At 61.2% G+C, this 16,644-nt stretch carries 15 protein-coding genes and 2 pseudogenes; 8 read left to right on the forward strand and 9 right to left on the reverse strand.

What is annotated here, in order from left to right:
• The 3 genes from VEJ16_03840 to VEJ16_03850 form a co-directional block, all read right to left on the reverse strand.
• A partial coding sequence (locus VEJ16_03840) for a VWA domain-containing protein (GenBank protein ID HYB08781.1) occupies window positions 1–532 on the reverse strand: 532 nt, incomplete at its 3' end.
• An 8-nt stretch (window positions 533–540) separates the two neighbouring features.
• Window positions 541–1,482 carry a division plane positioning ATPase MipZ gene (locus VEJ16_03845; protein ID HYB08782.1) on the reverse strand — a complete coding sequence of 314 codons (942 nt, stop codon included), beginning with the start codon at window positions 1,480–1,482 and terminating at the stop codon, window positions 541–543.
• A 9-nt stretch (window positions 1,483–1,491) separates the two neighbouring features.
• The gene (locus VEJ16_03850; protein HYB08783.1) at window positions 1,492–3,576 is read right to left on the reverse strand and encodes a molybdopterin oxidoreductase family protein; all 2,085 of its coding nucleotides are present in this window, start codon (window positions 3,574–3,576) and stop codon (window positions 1,492–1,494) included.
• 148 nt (window positions 3,577–3,724) lie between these two features.
• On the opposite strand from VEJ16_03850, the gene VEJ16_03855 reads away from it, so the two are divergent.
• The 4 genes from VEJ16_03855 to VEJ16_03870 all read left to right on the forward strand — a co-directional run bounded on the left by VEJ16_03855 (window position 3,725) and on the right by VEJ16_03870 (window position 7,450).
• Entirely contained in the window at window positions 3,725–4,192 is a 468-nt protein-coding gene (locus tag VEJ16_03855; GenBank protein ID HYB08784.1) for a hypothetical protein, read from the forward strand.
• A gap of 91 nt (window positions 4,193–4,283) precedes the next feature.
• Window positions 4,284–5,399: an NAD(P)/FAD-dependent oxidoreductase gene (locus VEJ16_03860; GenBank protein ID HYB08785.1), complete on the forward strand. Its 1,116-nt coding sequence runs from the start codon at window positions 4,284–4,286 to the stop codon at window positions 5,397–5,399.
• Between the two features lie 127 nt (window positions 5,400–5,526).
• Entirely contained in the window at window positions 5,527–6,618 is a 1,092-nt protein-coding gene (locus VEJ16_03865) for a ferritin-like domain-containing protein (GenBank protein HYB08786.1), read from the forward strand.
• A 211-nt stretch (window positions 6,619–6,829) separates the two neighbouring features.
• Window positions 6,830–7,450 (forward strand): LysE family transporter, encoded by a 621-nt coding sequence (locus VEJ16_03870; protein ID HYB08787.1) that lies wholly within the window; start codon window positions 6,830–6,832, stop codon window positions 7,448–7,450.
• Here the strand turns inward: VEJ16_03870 and VEJ16_03875 are convergent.
• Complete coding sequence (locus VEJ16_03875) at window positions 7,436–8,704, reverse strand: MFS transporter (protein HYB08788.1); 1,269 nt, start codon at window positions 8,702–8,704, stop codon at window positions 7,436–7,438. The genes VEJ16_03870 and VEJ16_03875 overlap by 15 nt on opposite strands.
• A 247-nt stretch (window positions 8,705–8,951) precedes the next feature.
• Here VEJ16_03875 and VEJ16_03880 point away from each other — a divergent pair, with 247 nt between their 5' ends.
• Window positions 8,952–9,398 carry a DUF6306 domain-containing protein gene (locus tag VEJ16_03880; GenBank protein ID HYB08789.1) on the forward strand — a complete coding sequence of 149 codons (447 nt, stop codon included), beginning with the start codon at window positions 8,952–8,954 and terminating at the stop codon, window positions 9,396–9,398.
• Window positions 9,399–9,657: 259 nt separating this feature from the next.
• Here VEJ16_03880 and VEJ16_03885 read toward each other — a convergent pair whose 3' ends face one another.
• From VEJ16_03885 to VEJ16_03895, 3 genes and pseudogenes are all read right to left on the reverse strand, one after another.
• Complete coding sequence (locus VEJ16_03885; GenBank protein ID HYB08790.1) at window positions 9,658–10,335, reverse strand: DUF1028 domain-containing protein; 678 nt, start codon at window positions 10,333–10,335, stop codon at window positions 9,658–9,660.
• A 92-nt stretch (window positions 10,336–10,427) separates the two neighbouring features.
• Window positions 10,428–10,853, reverse strand: a pseudogene (locus VEJ16_03890) (RidA family protein).
• 349 nt (window positions 10,854–11,202) lie between these two features.
• Window positions 11,203–12,651 (reverse strand): 4-hydroxyphenylacetate 3-hydroxylase family protein, encoded by a 1,449-nt coding sequence (locus tag VEJ16_03895; GenBank protein ID HYB08791.1) that lies wholly within the window; start codon window positions 12,649–12,651, stop codon window positions 11,203–11,205.
• A gap of 94 nt (window positions 12,652–12,745) precedes the next feature.
• Between VEJ16_03895 and VEJ16_03900 the strand changes: the two genes are divergently transcribed.
• Window positions 12,746–13,048: a LysR family transcriptional regulator gene (locus VEJ16_03900; GenBank protein HYB08792.1), complete on the forward strand. Its 303-nt coding sequence runs from the start codon at window positions 12,746–12,748 to the stop codon at window positions 13,046–13,048.
• 36 nt (window positions 13,049–13,084) lie between these two features.
• Complete coding sequence (locus VEJ16_03905; GenBank protein ID HYB08793.1) at window positions 13,085–13,675, forward strand: LysR substrate-binding domain-containing protein; 591 nt, start codon at window positions 13,085–13,087, stop codon at window positions 13,673–13,675.
• On the opposite strand, the gene VEJ16_03910 is transcribed toward VEJ16_03905, so the two are convergent.
• Both VEJ16_03910 and VEJ16_03915 read right to left on the reverse strand, forming a co-directional pair.
• Window positions 13,614–14,570, reverse strand: coding sequence for a nucleoside hydrolase (locus tag VEJ16_03910; GenBank protein HYB08794.1), 957 nt, complete (start codon window positions 14,568–14,570; stop codon window positions 13,614–13,616). The genes VEJ16_03905 and VEJ16_03910 overlap by 62 nt on opposite strands.
• A 67-nt stretch (window positions 14,571–14,637) precedes the next feature.
• Window positions 14,638–14,868, reverse strand: a pseudogene (locus VEJ16_03915) (TRAP transporter large permease subunit).
• Between the two features lie 381 nt (window positions 14,869–15,249).
• Here VEJ16_03915 and VEJ16_03920 point away from each other — a divergent pair.
• Window positions 15,250–16,614, forward strand: coding sequence for a glutamine synthetase family protein (locus VEJ16_03920; protein ID HYB08795.1), 1,365 nt, complete (start codon window positions 15,250–15,252; stop codon window positions 16,612–16,614).
• Window positions 16,615–16,644 lie beyond the last annotated feature (30 nt).

Here is a 16,644-nt window from a genome sequence, read left to right on the forward strand (position 1 = left end):
TGAACGCTTTGGCCGCGACGGGTTCCCCGCCTTCGTGAAAAATGAAGCAGGGCACACCGAGAAGACCGAGCTCGCCGGCCAGCTGGCACAGGTTATCGATGCTCTCTTCCATGCAGTCGCCCACGAATACGATTGCGTTGACTTTGCGCCGCTTCGTTTCGGCAATCGCGTGGCGTAGCACCTTGGCGATCTGAGTCTGGCCCGCGAGGCAGAACACGGCCGTCATGCGCCGCACCAGCGCGCCGGCGTCCGCGACCCATGGGCTCGACTTGCATTCGCCGAAGCCCCGATAAAACACGAGTTGCACCTCAAGCCCGCCAAGGGCCGCCGTCGATTTGAACATTTCGCCTTGGATCTGACAGGCGCGGTCCCAGGTCGGTTCCCGGCTTGCCGTAGCATCCATGGCGAAGATGAGCCGTCCGCGCCCCTCCCCTGGCCTTGGCGCCGGCGCCACGGCGACCTTTTCAAGGAACTCGGCGACGGCCGCCTCGGTTCCACGCTCGGCCGGCAATTTTCCCTTATTCGCGCTCATTCCGCTCTTCAGGCGTCAGAATCACGACTCTTTGAAGATAGTGTGCGATCACCCCTGCCGCCAGCACAAGAGAGCGGCATTTCAGGCCCGGACAATTTGGCGCTTGACGGCGAAGTGACGGCCGGCCTCCATTTGGCGAGGCGAAGGGCCGCTGCGAGAGCGCGCAATTCCTGTCGAGCGGCCACATGCGACATTTTGAGGCGCAGCTCGACGCTGTCCGAGCGCAGGTCGAGCAACGTCAATCCCGAAAGAAAGAGTTCGCGATAGATCACGCGCTCGCTGAGACCAGGGGCGAGCCGAAAGCCAATGCGTGGCGCAAGCGCCTCCAGCACGCTCGCCATGGCGCGCTTATTATGAGCATCGACCGCTGTTAATCGATTTCGTAGGACGATCCAGTCGACCGATCCGCGATCGCGCAACGCTCTCTGCTTTCTGATTTCCCACACCGCCGCGGCGTAACGGCTGGGGTGCCGAACCCTGTAGCTATCCGGATCAACGCGCGCGAGCACGTCTAGATCGACGAAACTATCGTTGAGCGGAGTTACCAATGTGTCGGCATGGGAATGGCCGATGAACGACAGGTTGCTTTCCCGCCCCGGTGTGTCGATCACGACAAAATCGCAGGACAAGGCAAGTTCGGTCAATGTTGCCTCGAAGGCCTCGCGTTCCAAGCCTGTGTCGGCACTCGGTTCGACGCGCCGGAGCTCCGGCAGCAAGAGCGCCACGTCGCGCTTTTCCGCAAATACGCGGCGATTTTCGACGTAGCGCGTCAGGGTCCCCTGATCGACGTCGAGATCGATGACGCCAATTTTGTGCCCTTCGTGAAGAAGTGCCGCGACGACGTGCATCGCGGTCGTAGATTTGCCGGTCCCGCCCTTCGAATTGCCAAGGACGATGACATGGGCGCGCGAAGCGCCTCTTTCTTGGCCGACGATCCCTGCCTCCCCGATAAAATTGGCCTATGCCGGCCTTATCCAGATTGCCGTGTCATGGAAAACAGCACCGCCTTTGGGCAAGCCGGGGTCGGCACTGGTGAGCGTATTGATGCCTCTGCCTTCGTCGAATGCGTGGTTCGGCCAAATTCCTTCAACCACGACGACCCCACGCTGGATGCCGTCGAATTGCTTCGCATGGACGACCACGTCGCCACGTTCGTTGCCAAGGCGGACGCGGGCGCCAGGAGCAATGCCGAGCGCTTCCAAATCCTCTGCGCGGATGAGTGCCGTCGGTCGGCCCTCGCGCTTTCTCGATCCCGGCGTCTCGGTAAAGGACGTATTGAGGAACGAACGCGACGGTGCGGCAACCAGGCGAAAAGGCCGATCGATTGTCGCCTCATCAATGACGGCGAGGTGATCCGGAAACCGGCTCATCCCGATGTGGGCGATCCCGAGAGCAGCCCAGTCGGCCTTGAAATGAAATTTCTTGTCGGGGTGGCCGAAGCCATTCAGGAAGTGCATTTCGTCGCGGCCGAGGACGCAATCGACCCAGCGCATTTTATATGCGGTCTCCGCATCGGGAAGTCCGCTTCGCCGGAACGTTGCGTCGATCAATTCCCACGCGGTCATTTCGAAGCCCGGATGCATGGCGCCGAGGCGCTTGGCAAGTCCGCGCAGGACGTCGTGATTAGATCGGCACTCGCCGAGCGGCTCGACCACCTTCTTGGTTACTTGCACGTGGGTGTGCCCACTCGCAATATAGAAGTCGTCGTGTTCGAGGAACGTCGTCGCGGGCAGCACGATGTCGGCCATCGTGGCGGTCTCCGTCATGAACTGCTCATGAACGCAGACGAACAGGTCCTTGCGCGCGAAGCCTTCCCTCACTTTGAGCCCTTCCGGGCAGACGGTCACAGGGTTCGTATTCTGGATGAAGAGAGCGGCAACCGGTGGCCCGTCCTTGATGTCCCGTCGGTCGCCGAGAAGGATCGGGCCGATGCGCGACTGGTCGAGCATGCGCACATGATGATCGACCGCATCGAGGCCCATCGTCAGCGTCTTGTCGATTGGATAGATCCCCGTTTGGCCGTAGAGCGCCCCGCCGCCCGGATGCTTCCACGCACCGGTGACAGCGGGCAGGCAGCTCACCGCGTGCATCTGTTGAGAGCCGTTGCGAGAGCGCGAGAATCCGTAACCCGCCCGAATGAAACTGCGCTTCGTGCGGCCATAAAGCCTCGCGAACGCGACGATCTCTTCCACCGGAAGGCCCGTGATCGCACTCGCCCATTCGGGAGTCCGCGTCGCGAGATGATCGAGAAGGGCGCTGGATGCGTCGGTATATCGCTTGAGATAGTCCCAGTCAGCGAAATCTTCCTTGAAAAGGACGTGCATCATCGCCGCGGCAAGGGCGCCGTCGGTGCCGGGTCGGAGCATGATATGGATGTCCGCCTGCTGCGCGGTCGGCGTGCGGTAGGGATCGACGACGACAAGCTTGGCATCGCGATGCCTTCGCGCGAGCGCTATATGATGCATCACGTTGACTTGCGTATGGACCGGATTGCCGCCCCAGACGACGATAAGATCCGACTCGATCATCTCGCGCGCGTCGACGCCGCGCTTCACACCGCACCCCGCGATCCATCCCGTATCGGAGAGCGTTACGCAAATCGTGCTGTGTTGACGCGAATATTTCATCACGTGGCGCAGCCGCTCGATGCCGTCGCGTTGGACAAGGCCCATGGTGCCGGCGTAGAAGTAAGGCCATACTGCCTCAGCCCCATATTTTTCTGTGGCGCGGATGAATTGACCCGCGACTTCGTCGAGCGCCTCGTCCCAGGAAATCGGCTCGAACGCCGAAATCCCCACACCTTTCGCGCCCACCCGCCGTAGCGGCGTCGTCAAGCGGTCCGGATGGTGGATACGCTCGGCGTAGCGCGCGACCTTGGCGCAGATTACGCCGGCCGTGTAGCTATTTTCCTTTGCGCCATGTACTCGGCCGATCGTCCGAGCGTCGAGTCGCTCAACCTCGAGTGCGCACGTGCTCGGGCAGTCGTGCGGACAGGCTGACCCGACCAATTCGATGTTTCGCGGCGCCGTTTGATCGAGCGGCATCTGCGTCCTTTCCAGGCGGCAGTAAGATGCGAAATATACGCCGCTTCCGCGGTTAGAGCAAAGCGTCGGCCCAATGCGAGATTTCCCTTTGCGCGCACTCTGAGATACCATTTGCGAAAAGCGAGGGGATGAAGACAGGAGCGACGTCATGAGCATTATGGTTAACGGGTGGGCCAAGCCGATTGCGGCGGTGCTCATCGGCATCTTGGGCTGTGTCATTACAACCGGCAGCTCGGATGCAAGCCGTGCCACGAACCAGTACATCGTGAAGCCCCTTGCCCAGACCTTCGAACGTCCCTTCGCCTTCCGGCCGACAAACGTGCCGGCGAGCAATCAAAGCTTTGTCCTGGTCCCGCAGATTTTGGATATGACGGCTTTCCACGAACCGTTCCGCGCCACAAACCCCAACCGCCCACCCTTTGTGCGGCACAAGGTAGAGGCCCGCTTTATTGCAATCGGCCGCACGCCACATTTCGAAGGCGGAGCGCTGAGGTCAGACGCACACCTTGTCGCGGTCGGCGGCAGCCTCAAGGACGATGACCGGCTTCGGCAGCCCGGCGAGGGCACGCGCGAAGGCGGGGTAACCGTGCTGCGTCCGGCGTCGCCGAAGGTTTAGCGGCGCGCGGGGCGGCGTTCCATCGCTTGACCGTTGCGGCCTCCCCCGCCATTCTCCGGCGGTTTCGGACAGCACGAATGCAGGTCGAGCGATGGTCGAGCGGGTCGAGTGCGTGGTGATCGGTGCAGGCGTCGTTGGGCTCGCGATTGCGCGGGCGATGGCAATACGTGGGCACGAGGTCGTCGTGCTCGAGAAAGCGCATATGATCGGCACCGAAACAAGCTCGCGCAACAGCGAGGTCATCCACGCCGGCATTTATTATCAAACGGGATCATTGAAGGCGAAGCTTTGCGTCGAGGGGAAGGAACGGCTTTACAGCTACCTTCCCGAGCACGGTATTCGCTACGGCCGCGTCGGTAAACTCGTCGTCGCGACCGAGCCGGACCAAATTCCCGCCCTCGAGCGTCTTGAGAAGAAGGCCGTGGAAAACGGCGTCACGGACCTTGAATGGCTCAACGAGCGTCAGGCGAAGGCGCTTGAGCCTGAGCTCAACTGTCACGCGGCCCTTCTCTCGCCTTCGACCGGAACGATGGACAGCCACGGGCTGATGCTCGCCTACCAAGGCGAGGCGGAGGATCACGGCGCCATGATCGCTTTCAACAGCCCGGTCGTCGCAGGCTGGATCGAGCGGGATGGCTTTTTCGTCGAAGTCGGCGGCGAGCAGCCGACGCAGATCGCTTGCGACATTCTCATCAACAGCGGAGGTCTCTGGGCGCAGGAGATCGCCCGTACGATCGAAGGCATTCCATCTGAGTCGATCCCGCAACGCTTCCTTGCCAAGGGGTGCTATTTCACGCTTGCCGGCAAACCGCCTTTCAAACACCTCATCTACCCCGCTCCGGAAGTGAAGTTCGCGAGCCTTGGCCTGCACGTCACGGTCGATCTCGCGGGCCAGGTCCGCTTCGGTCCGGACCTCGAATGGGTCGACGAGATCGATTACGACGTGCCGCCTGACCGTGCTACCAAGTTCTATGAGACGATTCGGCACTATTATCCCGGGCTAAAGGACGGAACCCTCCACCCCGGCTATGCGGGTGTTCGCCCAAAGCTCCAGAAGCCAGGCGGTGCGCCTGAGGACTTCATGATCCAGGGTCCGACCACGCACGGCGTGCGCAATCTGGTAATGCTTTATGGCATGGAGTCGCCGGGCCTTACCTCTTCTTTGGCAATAGCGGATGAGGTCATCCGCCGGCTCGATGGCGCGTAAGGTGCTCCGATTCGTCGCATTATGCGTCATATTTCGCGATTTTCGACGCCAAACTGTATCATATTGAGCGCCACGCCAAAACGGGCGTAGACTCCCCGCCACTGGACGCAAAAAGGGAGTTGGGACGATGGGCGCCAAGAAATCGCGCGCAGAGGAACTGTCTCGGCATATCGCAACGCCCCCGGCGGGCTCCGAGCAAGCCCCTTCACCCGAACAGATTTTGTTCGACGCGCCCGATCCACCACCCTTTCCGAAAGACAATGTGTTTCCGATCGAATGGCACACCGATACGCCAAAGCTCCTGAAGCTTTACGACGCATCGCGTGAGCAAAGCTGGTTTCCCAACAAATTGGCGTGGGACACGCTCGATCCAAAAGCCTTCACGCTCGATCAGCGCTATGCGATCGCTTACTGGTTCGGACTTCTCTCGGTCTTCGACAGCTCGGGTCCGGCAGTGTTTGCGCGCGCAATGATCCACACCTACGAGACCCACGCGGAAGACCCCGTGCGCAAGTGCTTTTTCCTCATCACGCGCGACGAGGTTAATCACGAAGAAGTATGTCAGCGCGTTATCGAGATCCTGACACCCGGCGGCCCGCTTGGCTTTGTGCCCGAGACAGCGCTCGGCAAGCTCGCCCAGAACAATGTGAAATGGTACTTCCACAACGGCGCCCGCTATTGGGAGGGTTTCAAAGGCGGCGTGCACCGCCACCCGCTGCCTATCCTCTTCACATCCTTTCTCATGGGGGAAATCGCGTCCTCGACACTCTTCCAGCAGATGCACCAGAAGACGACGATCCCGGTGATCAAGGACGCCTTCCGGCGTGTCGGGCAAGATGAATCGAGGCACTTGCGAATCTGCCTCACGCTGCTCGAGAACGTCCTGCCGAAACTCACCCCCGCCCAGAAGGAGACCATCACGAAACAGATTCGTGCCGGCTATGTCTTTCTCTCGGGCATCCTCTATGAGCCGCCCGATCAGTTTTGGGAATTGCCGGAAACTTGGCGCCCGGCCCATCGCTTGCTCGAGGAGACGGCGCGCAAGGCCGGCCTCGGCATCCTCACGAACGAGGAGCGGCGCGAGAACTGGCGCGCCTCGCTTCTGCGCATGAAAGGCGTCATCGAGCCCTTCGGCATCGGCTTTCCCGCCATTCCCGAAATCGGCATTTCCGGCGAGACGGTGGCATTCGATCCCGCCGACATCGTGCCGGTGTTTTGAGCTGGTCGGCTCGAGCGGATTTTGACTGGCGTGAAAATCGGCAGCACCATCAATGCTTGTGCTGGCCCCGGACTGCCGCTAGGATGCGCCCGCCATGAACGACCGATCTGCCAAGACGCTTCGACAAACTGAGTGCTGATAGCCGGGACGCGAGCTGCGTCCCGCCGAATCTCCCCTATTCTCGGGTTGGCGCTCTCGTCGAAGGTTTTCCATGGCTGACTTCTTCCTTCTCCTGAAAGGCCTTTTAATCGGCCTATCGATTGCGGCCCCGGTTGGGCCGATCGGTCTTCTCTGCATCAAGCGATCCCTCAAGGACGGCATGGCCGCCGGCCTCGCAACCGGCCTTGGGGCGGCGACGGCGGATGGCTTCTACGGCGCGGTCGCCGGGTTCGGGCTTGCGTCCATCTCGGGCTTTCTCATGGCCGAGCAGACGCTCCTGCGTCTTGCGGGCGGCTTTGTCCTCATCTGGCTCGGCATATCGAGCTTTCGCAAGCGCGCGGTCGCAGAGAAGGCGATCAAGGACGGGCGGGGGCTCCTTACCGCTTATGCGACAACCGTCTTTCTTACCCTCACCAATCCCTCGACTATCATATCCTTCATTGCCGTCTTCGCGAGCGTGGGCTTGACCGAGACGGCGGGAAGTTACGCCAAGGCGGCGAGCTTCGTGGCCGCAGTATTCACGGGCTCGGCCCTCTGGTGGGTTGTGTTATCGGGGGCGGTAAGCCTGGTGCGCACGCGCGTGACGCCGAAGACGATCCGTTGGATCGACGGTGCCTCGGGCCTTGTGCTGCTCGGGTTCGGCGTCTCGGCATGGGCGTCACTCCTCGCCTGAGGGAACGCTCTCAAGCTCTTGGGTCAAGCGCGTCAGATCGAGGCGCGCCCACGCCCAATAGGCGACGGCGAGTACTCCGGCGCCGATCACCGGCCAGTGGAATCCGAGGGGACCTGTCAAAACGCCCATGAGGAGCGTGCCAAGCGCCGGTCCGCCGCGAAAGATAACGCCGTAGAGGCTCATCACCCGGCCGCGCATCGCCGGGTCCATCGAACTTTGCAGCAGCGTCTGACCACCCACCCCCGTCACCACCATGGAAAAGCCCGATGCGAAAAGGCACAGCGCTGCGAGCCAAAAGACGTTGGTTGCGGCGAAGCCCGCCATGGCAACCGCGCTCCAAAGCAGATGGGCGATCACGAGCTTCGGCAGACCCTCCTCCGTACCGCGCCGGATCATCCAAATCCCACCCACCATTGCACCGAGCCCAACCATTGCCGTGAGCCAGGCAAGCCCCTCGGCACCGCGCCCGAAGACGGCATCAGCGAATCCGGCCAGGAGTTCGACCACGCCGCGCATGCAGACCGCACTAACCAGGAGAAGAAGCAAGACTGGGCCGAGGCCCGGGTGACGCACGGCATAGGCGATGCCCTGGGCCGTCGAGCGGAACAGCCCTCGCTCGCTCGCCGCCGGGTCGACTCGTTCGAGTCGAATCGTCATGAGGGCCGCAAAAAACCATAGATAGCTCACGGCATTGAGTGCGAAGACGACCGCATTCCCGCCATGCTCGATCGCGAAACCTGCCCCGACTGGGCCGACGAAGCGGGCAAGATTGAAGACAATCGAGTTGATCGCGAGCGCTGACGAAAGCGCCGCGCGACCGACGAGGCTTGGCACCAGTGCGAGGCGCGTCGGGCCGTCGAATGCGTTGATCAGGCCCTGGAGCAGCGTAAACGCAAATAACGTCCCGATGTCCACGAGGTCGAGGGCGACCAGGACGGAGAGAACGACGCCCCTCAGTGCCGCAATCAGTTGAACGATGCGGGCGACGCGTAGGCGCTCCAGCCGATCGGCAAGCGCACCGGCGATGGGGCCGAGTAGGACTGTCGCAATCAGATCGGCCGCGGCAATGACGCCAAGCCAAGCGCCCGAGTGCGTGAGTTGCCAAGTGAGCCATCCGACGGCGATCCGCTGCATCCAAGTCCCGCAAAGCGACACGCCGTTGCCGATCACATAGCGGCGGTAGTTGCGGCTGCCGAGCGCGCGCGCCGCATTTCCAAGTCCAAGAAGGGCTAATCCCTCCCTCGTTGCCGCCACGGATTGCGCTCCTTAGCTCCTTCGATTGCCGCGACAGCTAACACCAGAACCGCCAATCCAGCAATCGGCCCGCCCTTGCTTTCGGCCCGCGAAAATCCCTTATATGATTGAGGGCCGTCTGCGCGTGGGGCGGCGACTTACTTCCCTAGATCGGTTGAAGGGATCGCGCCGAAGGACGTCGATGGGCGACATAAAGTTTTCTCAAAGGAGCGTTGGTTACAGCTCGCCAGCATGCTTGGCACACGAGATGGATGGCGGATACGCCGGCTATCTCACGCCCGATGAGCTTATCCAGCTTTTCAATACACTTCTCGATATCGAATGGATCGGTGAAAGGTCGGCGTGCGCCCTTGCTGCCGAAAGCCCATCGCCGGAGGTTCGGCGGTTTCTCGAGGAGGTGGCGCGGGAATCTGGACGATTCGCCTCGGCATTCAGCCGCCACATCGAGGACCTCGGCGGCGAGCGGCAGACGCTCACAACGTTATTTCAAGGGGCGGCTGGAGCAGACGGCGGATTTTCAGAGCGGCTAGCCCTATTGAGCGAGGGCCAGAGCGACATCGTGCGGATGCTGAAGAAAGCATTGCCGCGCATTCAAGACGACCGTCTCCATGCAGCCGTCAAAGAGATACTCGGCGCGCACGAAGCAAACCACCCGCTTTACGCGGCCATTATTGAGGCGATGCCCCACCATTAACCCGAAGGGGTTTTGTCGCGGAACCACCCTTCGTCGAGCGATACTGCGCGATTGATTCATGAACACGTTAAGAGATACTTGGCCGACCTTGAATATCCCCGCCTTATCGAATTCGTTGAGGGCTCGCCGCTAACGGCCACAGGCAAGACTATTCACCGGGAACTGCGGAAAAGGACATCGAAAGGCAAAAATCCGCAACGGCCGGATGACTGCCGCAACCGAAGGCGTTGATTTTTGAAGCAGACGCCGAACACCTCGCTCAGGGATCGCCCGGCACCTTGAAGCTCGGGGCGCTGTCGGGATTGACCGCACGGGTCACGTAGTCTTCCATTTGCGGCTCGTAGGCCAGCCAAAGGTTCCGGAGCTGCATGATCGGTCCTTGATCGGCCCAATCGACCCGCAAATTGACAGTCGGCCAAGGTTGATCGGCCCCAACGATCAGGCCGGCCGAATGTATGGGGCCGGCCTCACCACCTGCGACCAAACCCTCTTCGAGGGCGCGGAGGAGTCGTTCGCCAAGATGCAGCTCGCCATGGGCCTGGAAGGTCGAAACCATGGCAGCCGGTATGTCCTTGTTGGCGAGCAAATTGCCCGCAGCAACGCAATCGACACCGATTTTGGATGCCCCACGTCCGAGCACCTTCGATCCCGAATGATGGGCCGTTCGCCCGTTCACATCGATTGCGGAGACCTGCCGATAGGCGGCATGCGGTGTCCCGGATATCACCTCGGCCAACGCCCGATCCGGCGGGCTGCCCTTCGCCATCAGATCGAGAATTCCGAATGCGAGGACCGGATCGGTAACGTTCTGGCTTGCAACCGCACCGACCTTCGGACGCACCCAGGCACATCGTCCGGTAACCGCGATGCTCGACGTCGAGATTGCGATGCCCACCATGCCCGTACGGCTGCATCGCCCGACGATCGAGAATGTCATGCCCTGCCTCCCCTCTTTGCCTTGCGTCCCGAGGCGGGCTTCGCGCGCGCGCGCCGCTTGAGGAGATGGTCCCTATTGTCGGTCGAAAGCCCGCTGCCTCGCGGCCGCTCTTCTTCGGGAATGACTGCGTCGACGTCGATCTCCATGAGAAGCTCCGGCCGGGCAAGAGCGCTGACAATGAGCCCGGTCGAGCAAGGATATACTCCCTTCAGCCACTTCCCGAGCACTCGGTAAACCGGCTCGCGGTAGGCCCGATCGATGACATAGACGTGGATCTTGCAGATGTGCTCGATCTTCGAGCCTGCCTCCTCGAGCAGGATTTTCACGCATTTCATCGCGTTTTCGGCCTGCGCGGCGGGATCGCCGACGCCGACGATGCTCCCGTCGAAAGTCATGCCCGTTTGGCCGCGCACGAAAACGTGATTCCCTGCCCGGACTGCCATGCAGAGGTCAATGCCAAGCTGCTGATCCGAATAGTAATCGTTCGTGTTGTATCTTCGGATGCGCACATGCGCCACGGCGGCCTCCCCCAATCGATGTTGATTTGCTGCCGGTTCAGACGGCTGGCTGCAAGGATTCGATTGTCACCCGACCATAAGTCCGATCGCAATACAAGAGGGGACGTCCGTCGCCCTGCTCCACATCGCACACGGCGCCGATGATGACGTGATGCGACCCGCAGCGCACTTCGCGGACAAGCGAACATTCGAAGGCGACAAGCGCCCCAACGAGAGAAGGAGTGCCCGTGGCGCCCACCCAACCTCGCGGCGTGTTCGTCGTGACGATAGTCACACCCGTTGTGGCCATTCGCATTCCGTTCAGAAAATCCTCGTGCAGCATCGCTGATCCCTCACATTGCACGCATAATCACATCACTTTATCGCTCAATCCCGCCGACTTCTTGACGAAGCGAAGCGCGTTATCGAAATCGAAATTGGTATAGACCGCATTCAAATGCGCGAATGGCGGGGATTGCGCGAAAAGCTCGAATGTCACACGGTGGCCGGCATAGTCCGAGTTGAGAAGGTCGCGGGCAAATGCGAGCAGGCGGCGACGGTCCTCGGCACTCCATGCTTCGTTGACCGAGTAATACTTGTCGAGCCAGGGTTTGGTGTCCGGGTGCTCGAAGGCAGCACGGTCGGGCGTCACGCATATCTGCCCGCCGCAGAGCTCCCGCGCCAAATGCATCATCGCCGGTAACTTCGTACAGGCATGCACGCGGCCGGTGAAGAGGAGCGACTGATTCGGCATCAATAATCCGGCCGGGCTCGGCTCCGCGAGCGCTATCGCCGCCGTCAGGTGCGCATTGATCCCCTCGCGATAGCAAACAAGCTCGGCGAGCTTCTCTCGGACGGCTTGCTGCTTGTCGAGTCCAGTCTGGCGTACGTTGAATAGAGTGGCCCCGATCATCATGTCGGCGATGTAGAGGATGCGTTGAACGAAGGGATAGGCCGAGTAACGGTGCAAGGTGGCGCGGATGAAGCTTGCGGCCTTCGTGTGCCGGTAGAACAGCACGTTTTCCCAAGGCACCAACACGTCATCGAACACGATCAGCGTATCCACCTCGTCGAAACGGTTGGCGAGCGGGTAATCCTCGGCGCGTGCACGTCCAGCGAAGCCCGTTCGGCAGATGTGCTTCATGCCCGGCCAGCCCATTTCTGCGATGAAACCGACCGCGTAGTCCGAAAGCTTATCGTCGCCCCAGTTGGCGATCGTCGGCTTCACGAACGCCTGGTTGGCATAGGCTGCCGCGGTTTCATATTTGGCGCCCCGGACGACGATGCCTTTGTCGGTTTCCTTGACCACGTGGAGCAGCATGTCCGGGTCCTGGTCCTGCGGGCGCTTCGAGCGGTCGCCCTTGGGATCGGTGTTCGCCGAAACATGGAAGGGATCGCTGCGCAATGCCTTAAAGATGTGATGTTCGACATTTCGACTGAATTGCGGATCGATTTCGTCGAGCACCTTTTTTCCATCCCAAAGCGACCACACCTCACCGATCGTCTCGTCGCCCATGCGCACAACGACGCCGCCGATCTCGTTCGTCTGCGCATCGACATAGCGGCGCTTGTCGTGCCAATCCTGTTGAGTTTTCGGGAGTTTAAGGGCGGTGTTGCAGGGTTCGTTGGAGGCATCGTCGACGTAGGACATGAGGTCGCGGTGCTTTTCCTCATGCGCCATGTCGTAAAAGCGCGCCCTTACATCCACGATCGGCTTGAATGCCGGATGGGTCGGGACGTCCTTGACTCGTTCGCCATTGATCCAAACCTGGCGCCCGTCGCGCAAGGACTCGCGGTATTGCTCTCCGGTTCTCAACATCGCCTTCTCCCGTTGCTCGACTTCCTGGAATAATTCTGGTTTGAATTCAGAACATAAATAAAATGTAATTTATCTAATCATAGGATAGAAATTTTTGATACAGTACACCCTCAAGCAGCTCACCTATTTCACCGCCGCCGCCGAGCGCAACAGCGTCACCGAGGCAGCACGGGTACTCAACGTATCCCGGCCTTCTGTTTCAACCGCGATCGGACACCTCGAGGATGTGCTCGGGACCCAGCTGTTCCTGCGCCATCATGCCCATGGCCTCTCTATGACGCCTGCGGGTCGCCGTCTGCCCGCAAAGGCGCGCAGCCTCCTAGCACACGCTGAGGAGCTTGCGGCCGACCAATGGAGCGAGGGGGAGCATCTGCGCGGCGAACTGCAGCTCGGTTAGTTCGTCACCTTCGCGCCCTACTATCTTCCGGGCCTCTTGGCGCGGTTTGCCGGCATCCACCCTGACGTATCGGTTGGCCTCCAGGAAGGCGATATCGCAACGCTGCAGCGCGCACTCGTAATCGGCGCGCTGGAACTAGCGCTGATCTACGACCTGGCATTGAGCTCAGAAATTACGCGCGAGCCGCTTGCTGCGCTCGAGCCCTATGCGGTGCTCCCGGCCAAACATCCGCTTGCAAGTCGTAAACACGTCCCGATCGCAGCGCTCGCCTCCGAGCCGTTCATCCTTCTCGACCTCCCCCAGAGCCGGGAATATTTCCTTGCGATCTTCCTTGCCTACGGAATCGAGCCCACAGTGCGCTATGCGGCACCGTCGATCGAAATGGTGCGCGGGCTCGTCGCCCAGGGTCACGGTGTGGGCCTTCTCAACATCCGTCCGGCCGGCGATGAAGCCTATGACGGCAGCGCGTTGGCCTACCGTCCCCTCGAGGAGGACGCCCCGCCTTTGAGAATCGTGTTGGCGCGTCCGGCCCAGGCGCGGCCCACACGGGCTGCGCAAGCACTCATTACCTGTGCCAAGGATTATTTCGCGCGCGCGCGCGCTTGTAACGCTTGTATCGGTCGTTAAGGAGCGCGAAGAGCCCGTCCGCATCGACGTGCTCGACCACTTCCGCGTTCGGCGATCTACCCTTGAGTTCCACGCATCGTCCGAGATCCGTTTCGCCCCATGCGAGCACGCGAATATGTGCCGGCCGCGTCCGGAAGAGTTCGGGCCGCGCCAAATAAGCGGGCGCCAGAACATCATGCACCGCGGGTCCGGGCTGACCGCGCTTCGAGACGTATTCCAAGCTGTATCGCAGCATGCCCGCTGCGGCGCGGGCAACGGGATTGCCGAGCGCTTCGATGGTGGCGATGCGCGATGGTGTCGCGCGCGCCTGACGCGTCACATCCAGCCCGAGCATGGTGATTTTGAAACCCGCCTCGAAAACGATGGCGGCAGCATCGGGATCGGTGTGGAAATTGAACTCGGCCGAAGGTGTGACGTTGCCTCGGCCGAGGGAGCCGCCCATCAATACGACCTCGGCGATCTTTTCGACGATCCCCGGCGACCCTGCCACCGCCGACGCGACGTTCGTCAGGGGACCGGTTGCAATGATCGTGATTGGCTCTTCGCACTGGCCGAGCATCTCGACCAGGTACTCGACCGCGTGCGTTTCCTCAGGGTGGAGCCAAGCGGGCGGCAGATTCGACCCATCGATGCCACTCTCACCATGAAATCCAGCGCTTGTCGTTAGCGGTCTGCGCAGGGGGCGGGGGCAGCCCGGATGAACGGGGAGATCGGCATGGCCGGCCGCCTCAACGATGCGCCGGGCGTTCTCGGTTGTGCGTTCGAGCGGCGCATTGCCTGCGACTGTCGTAACCGCCAGCACCTCGAATATCTCCGGCGAGGCAAGCTCGAGCCAAAGGGCCATGGCGTCGTCCTGGCCCGGATCGCAATCGTGAACGATCTTGCGCGGCGCCAACTTTCTTTTCCCTGATTCGGTGCAACGCCACCTACCGGGGCGTGCGAGATTTCCTCGATGACAGCCGTCAGTGCATTCCAAGACGATGGGGCAACCAAATCGATATAGTCGGCGAATAGGTCACGAGTGCCAGGAAGGTAAGCGTGGTGACAAGTCAAGGCAAGACGGCAATCGTAGGCTCGCTGGTGCCCATCCTGACGATATCACTTGCGACATAAAGGTTGAGTCCGTCCCGCGGATGGCAAAGGCCCGTTTTCATGTTGACCGCCATGAGGATGCCAAGATGAATCGGATCGATATTTGATGACAATCGTATCGCCGGCGTCGGCGGCACCCGTCATGAAGAGCGCGCGCAGTGCAACGATGCCCAGTTTGAGCAGGTTCGTGCGAATGCTCCCCGTCCTTCACGAATACTTTGCGTTCGCCCCGAGATTGGAGCTAACACCCGATGCCGCGCTATGCAAAAGCACAGGCGCGCGAGCCTGCGGCTGGCCCGCTCGCTGGTCGATCCCGGCAGCAGCGCCTGCGCGATGGCGATTGCGGTCCGGGTGAGCTTCAACCACAATCGAGCGGGCCGGGACCGAGTGGCGGCGGTGCGGCGCGCTGCCCCCCGGGGAGTGAACTTGCGCTTCTAGAATATTGCCAGGCAGACACGAAAATAAACAACGGGGGAAGTCGTATGCGTGGAATGCTCGATCTTGCAATGCTCAAAGGGCTGATCGACGCACGGGAAATCGATACCGTTCTGGTATGCATGGTGGACATGCAGGGCCGACTCATGGGGAAACGGGTGACCGGCCACTATTTCCTCGACACGGCGGATCACGGCACCCACGCCTGCAATTACCTCCTGACGGTCGACATGGAAATGGAACCGGTACCCGGGTTCAAGGCCGCATCCTGGGACAAGGGATACGGCGATTTCGGGATCGTGCCCGATCTGAACACGTTGCGCCGGGTCCCATGGCTCCCGGGAACGGCCCTTGTGCTCGGCGACGTCGTCGACCATGAGGGAAACGACGTTCCCCATGCGCCGCGCTCGATATTGAAGCGCCAGATTGCCCGTCTTGCACGCATGGGCTATGCGGCGAAGATGGCGTCGGAGCTCGAATTCTACATTTTCGAGGACAGCTACGATGGCGCACGCCAAAAAAGCTACAAGGGCGTCAAGCCGGCCGGCTGGTACTTCGAGGACTACCATATTTTTCAGACGACCAAGGAAGAAGGATTGACGCGCGCGGTCCGTAACGCGATGGAGGACGCAGGTATCCCAATCGAATCGTCGAAGGGCGAATGGGGTCCCGGCCAAGCGGAGATCAACGTCGTCTATTCGGATGCGCTTGACATGGCCGACCGGCACGTCGTCTTCAAGAACGGTGTCAAGGAGATCGCGCACGGCCAGGGCAAGTCGGTGACGTTCATGGCCAAGTGGGACCACGGCCTCGCGGGTTCGAGCTGCCATATCCACAGCTCCCTCTGGGACAGTGCGCGCAATAAGGCGCTCTTTCATGACCCGAAGGCGCGTCAGGGCATGTCGGCGCTCTTTCGCCACTACCTGGCCGGCCAGTTGGCGCTTGCGCGTGAGATGACCTTTTTCCTTGCGCCGACGATCAACTCCTATAAGCGCTTCCAGGCCGGCTCCTTCGCGCCGACCAAAGCGGTTTGGAGCTTCGACAATCGCACTGCGGGATTCCGTGTCATCGGGGAGGGCAAGGGTGCGCGCGTCGAGTGCCGGATTCCCGGCGCCGATGTCAACCCCTACCTTGCGTTCGCGGCACTTCTGGCCGCCGGGTTGCACGGCATCGACAACAAGCTTGCCCTGGATGTTCCCTATTCCGGCAATGCCTACGCGGCAGCCGAAATTCCTGAAGTGCCCAAGACGTTGCGTGACGCGACCGCCGCACTCGACCACTCGAAAGCCCTGCGCAAGGCGTTTGGCGGCGAGGTGATCGATCACTACGTCCACGCGGCTCACTGGGAGCAGGCGGAGTACGATCGCCGCGTGACGGATTGGGAGCTTATCCGCTATTTCGAGCGTGCGTGAATTCGCCTACCGAGCACCCAACCGGCACCG

Source organism: Alphaproteobacteria bacterium (assembly GCA_035625915.1).
GTDB lineage: Bacteria > Pseudomonadota > Alphaproteobacteria > JACZXZ01 > JACZXZ01 > DATDHA01.

What these genes read in the sequence shown, in the direction of transcription:
- VEJ16_03920 (HYB08795.1), top strand. Translation starts at nt 15,250, where the DNA reads ATGCGTGGAATGCTCGATCTTGCAATGCTCAAAGGGCTGATCGACGCA.
- VEJ16_03880 (HYB08789.1), top strand. Translation starts at nt 8,952, where the DNA reads ATGGATGGCGGATACGCCGGCTATCTCACGCCCGATGAGCTTATCCAG.
- VEJ16_03850 (HYB08783.1), bottom strand. Translation starts at nt 3,576, where the DNA reads ATGCCGCTCGATCAAACGGCGCCGCGAAACATCGAATTGGTCGGGTCA.
- VEJ16_03895 (HYB08791.1), bottom strand. Translation starts at nt 12,651, where the DNA reads ATGTTGAGAACCGGAGAGCAATACCGCGAGTCCTTGCGCGACGGGCGC.
- VEJ16_03855 (HYB08784.1), top strand. Translation starts at nt 3,725, where the DNA reads ATGAGCATTATGGTTAACGGGTGGGCCAAGCCGATTGCGGCGGTGCTC.
- VEJ16_03865 (HYB08786.1), top strand. Translation starts at nt 5,527, where the DNA reads ATGGGCGCCAAGAAATCGCGCGCAGAGGAACTGTCTCGGCATATCGCA.
- VEJ16_03885 (HYB08790.1), bottom strand. Translation starts at nt 10,335, where the DNA reads ATGACATTCTCGATCGTCGGGCGATGCAGCCGTACGGGCATGGTGGGC.
- VEJ16_03870 (HYB08787.1), top strand. Translation starts at nt 6,830, where the DNA reads ATGGCTGACTTCTTCCTTCTCCTGAAAGGCCTTTTAATCGGCCTATCG.
- VEJ16_03860 (HYB08785.1), top strand. Translation starts at nt 4,284, where the DNA reads ATGGTCGAGCGGGTCGAGTGCGTGGTGATCGGTGCAGGCGTCGTTGGG.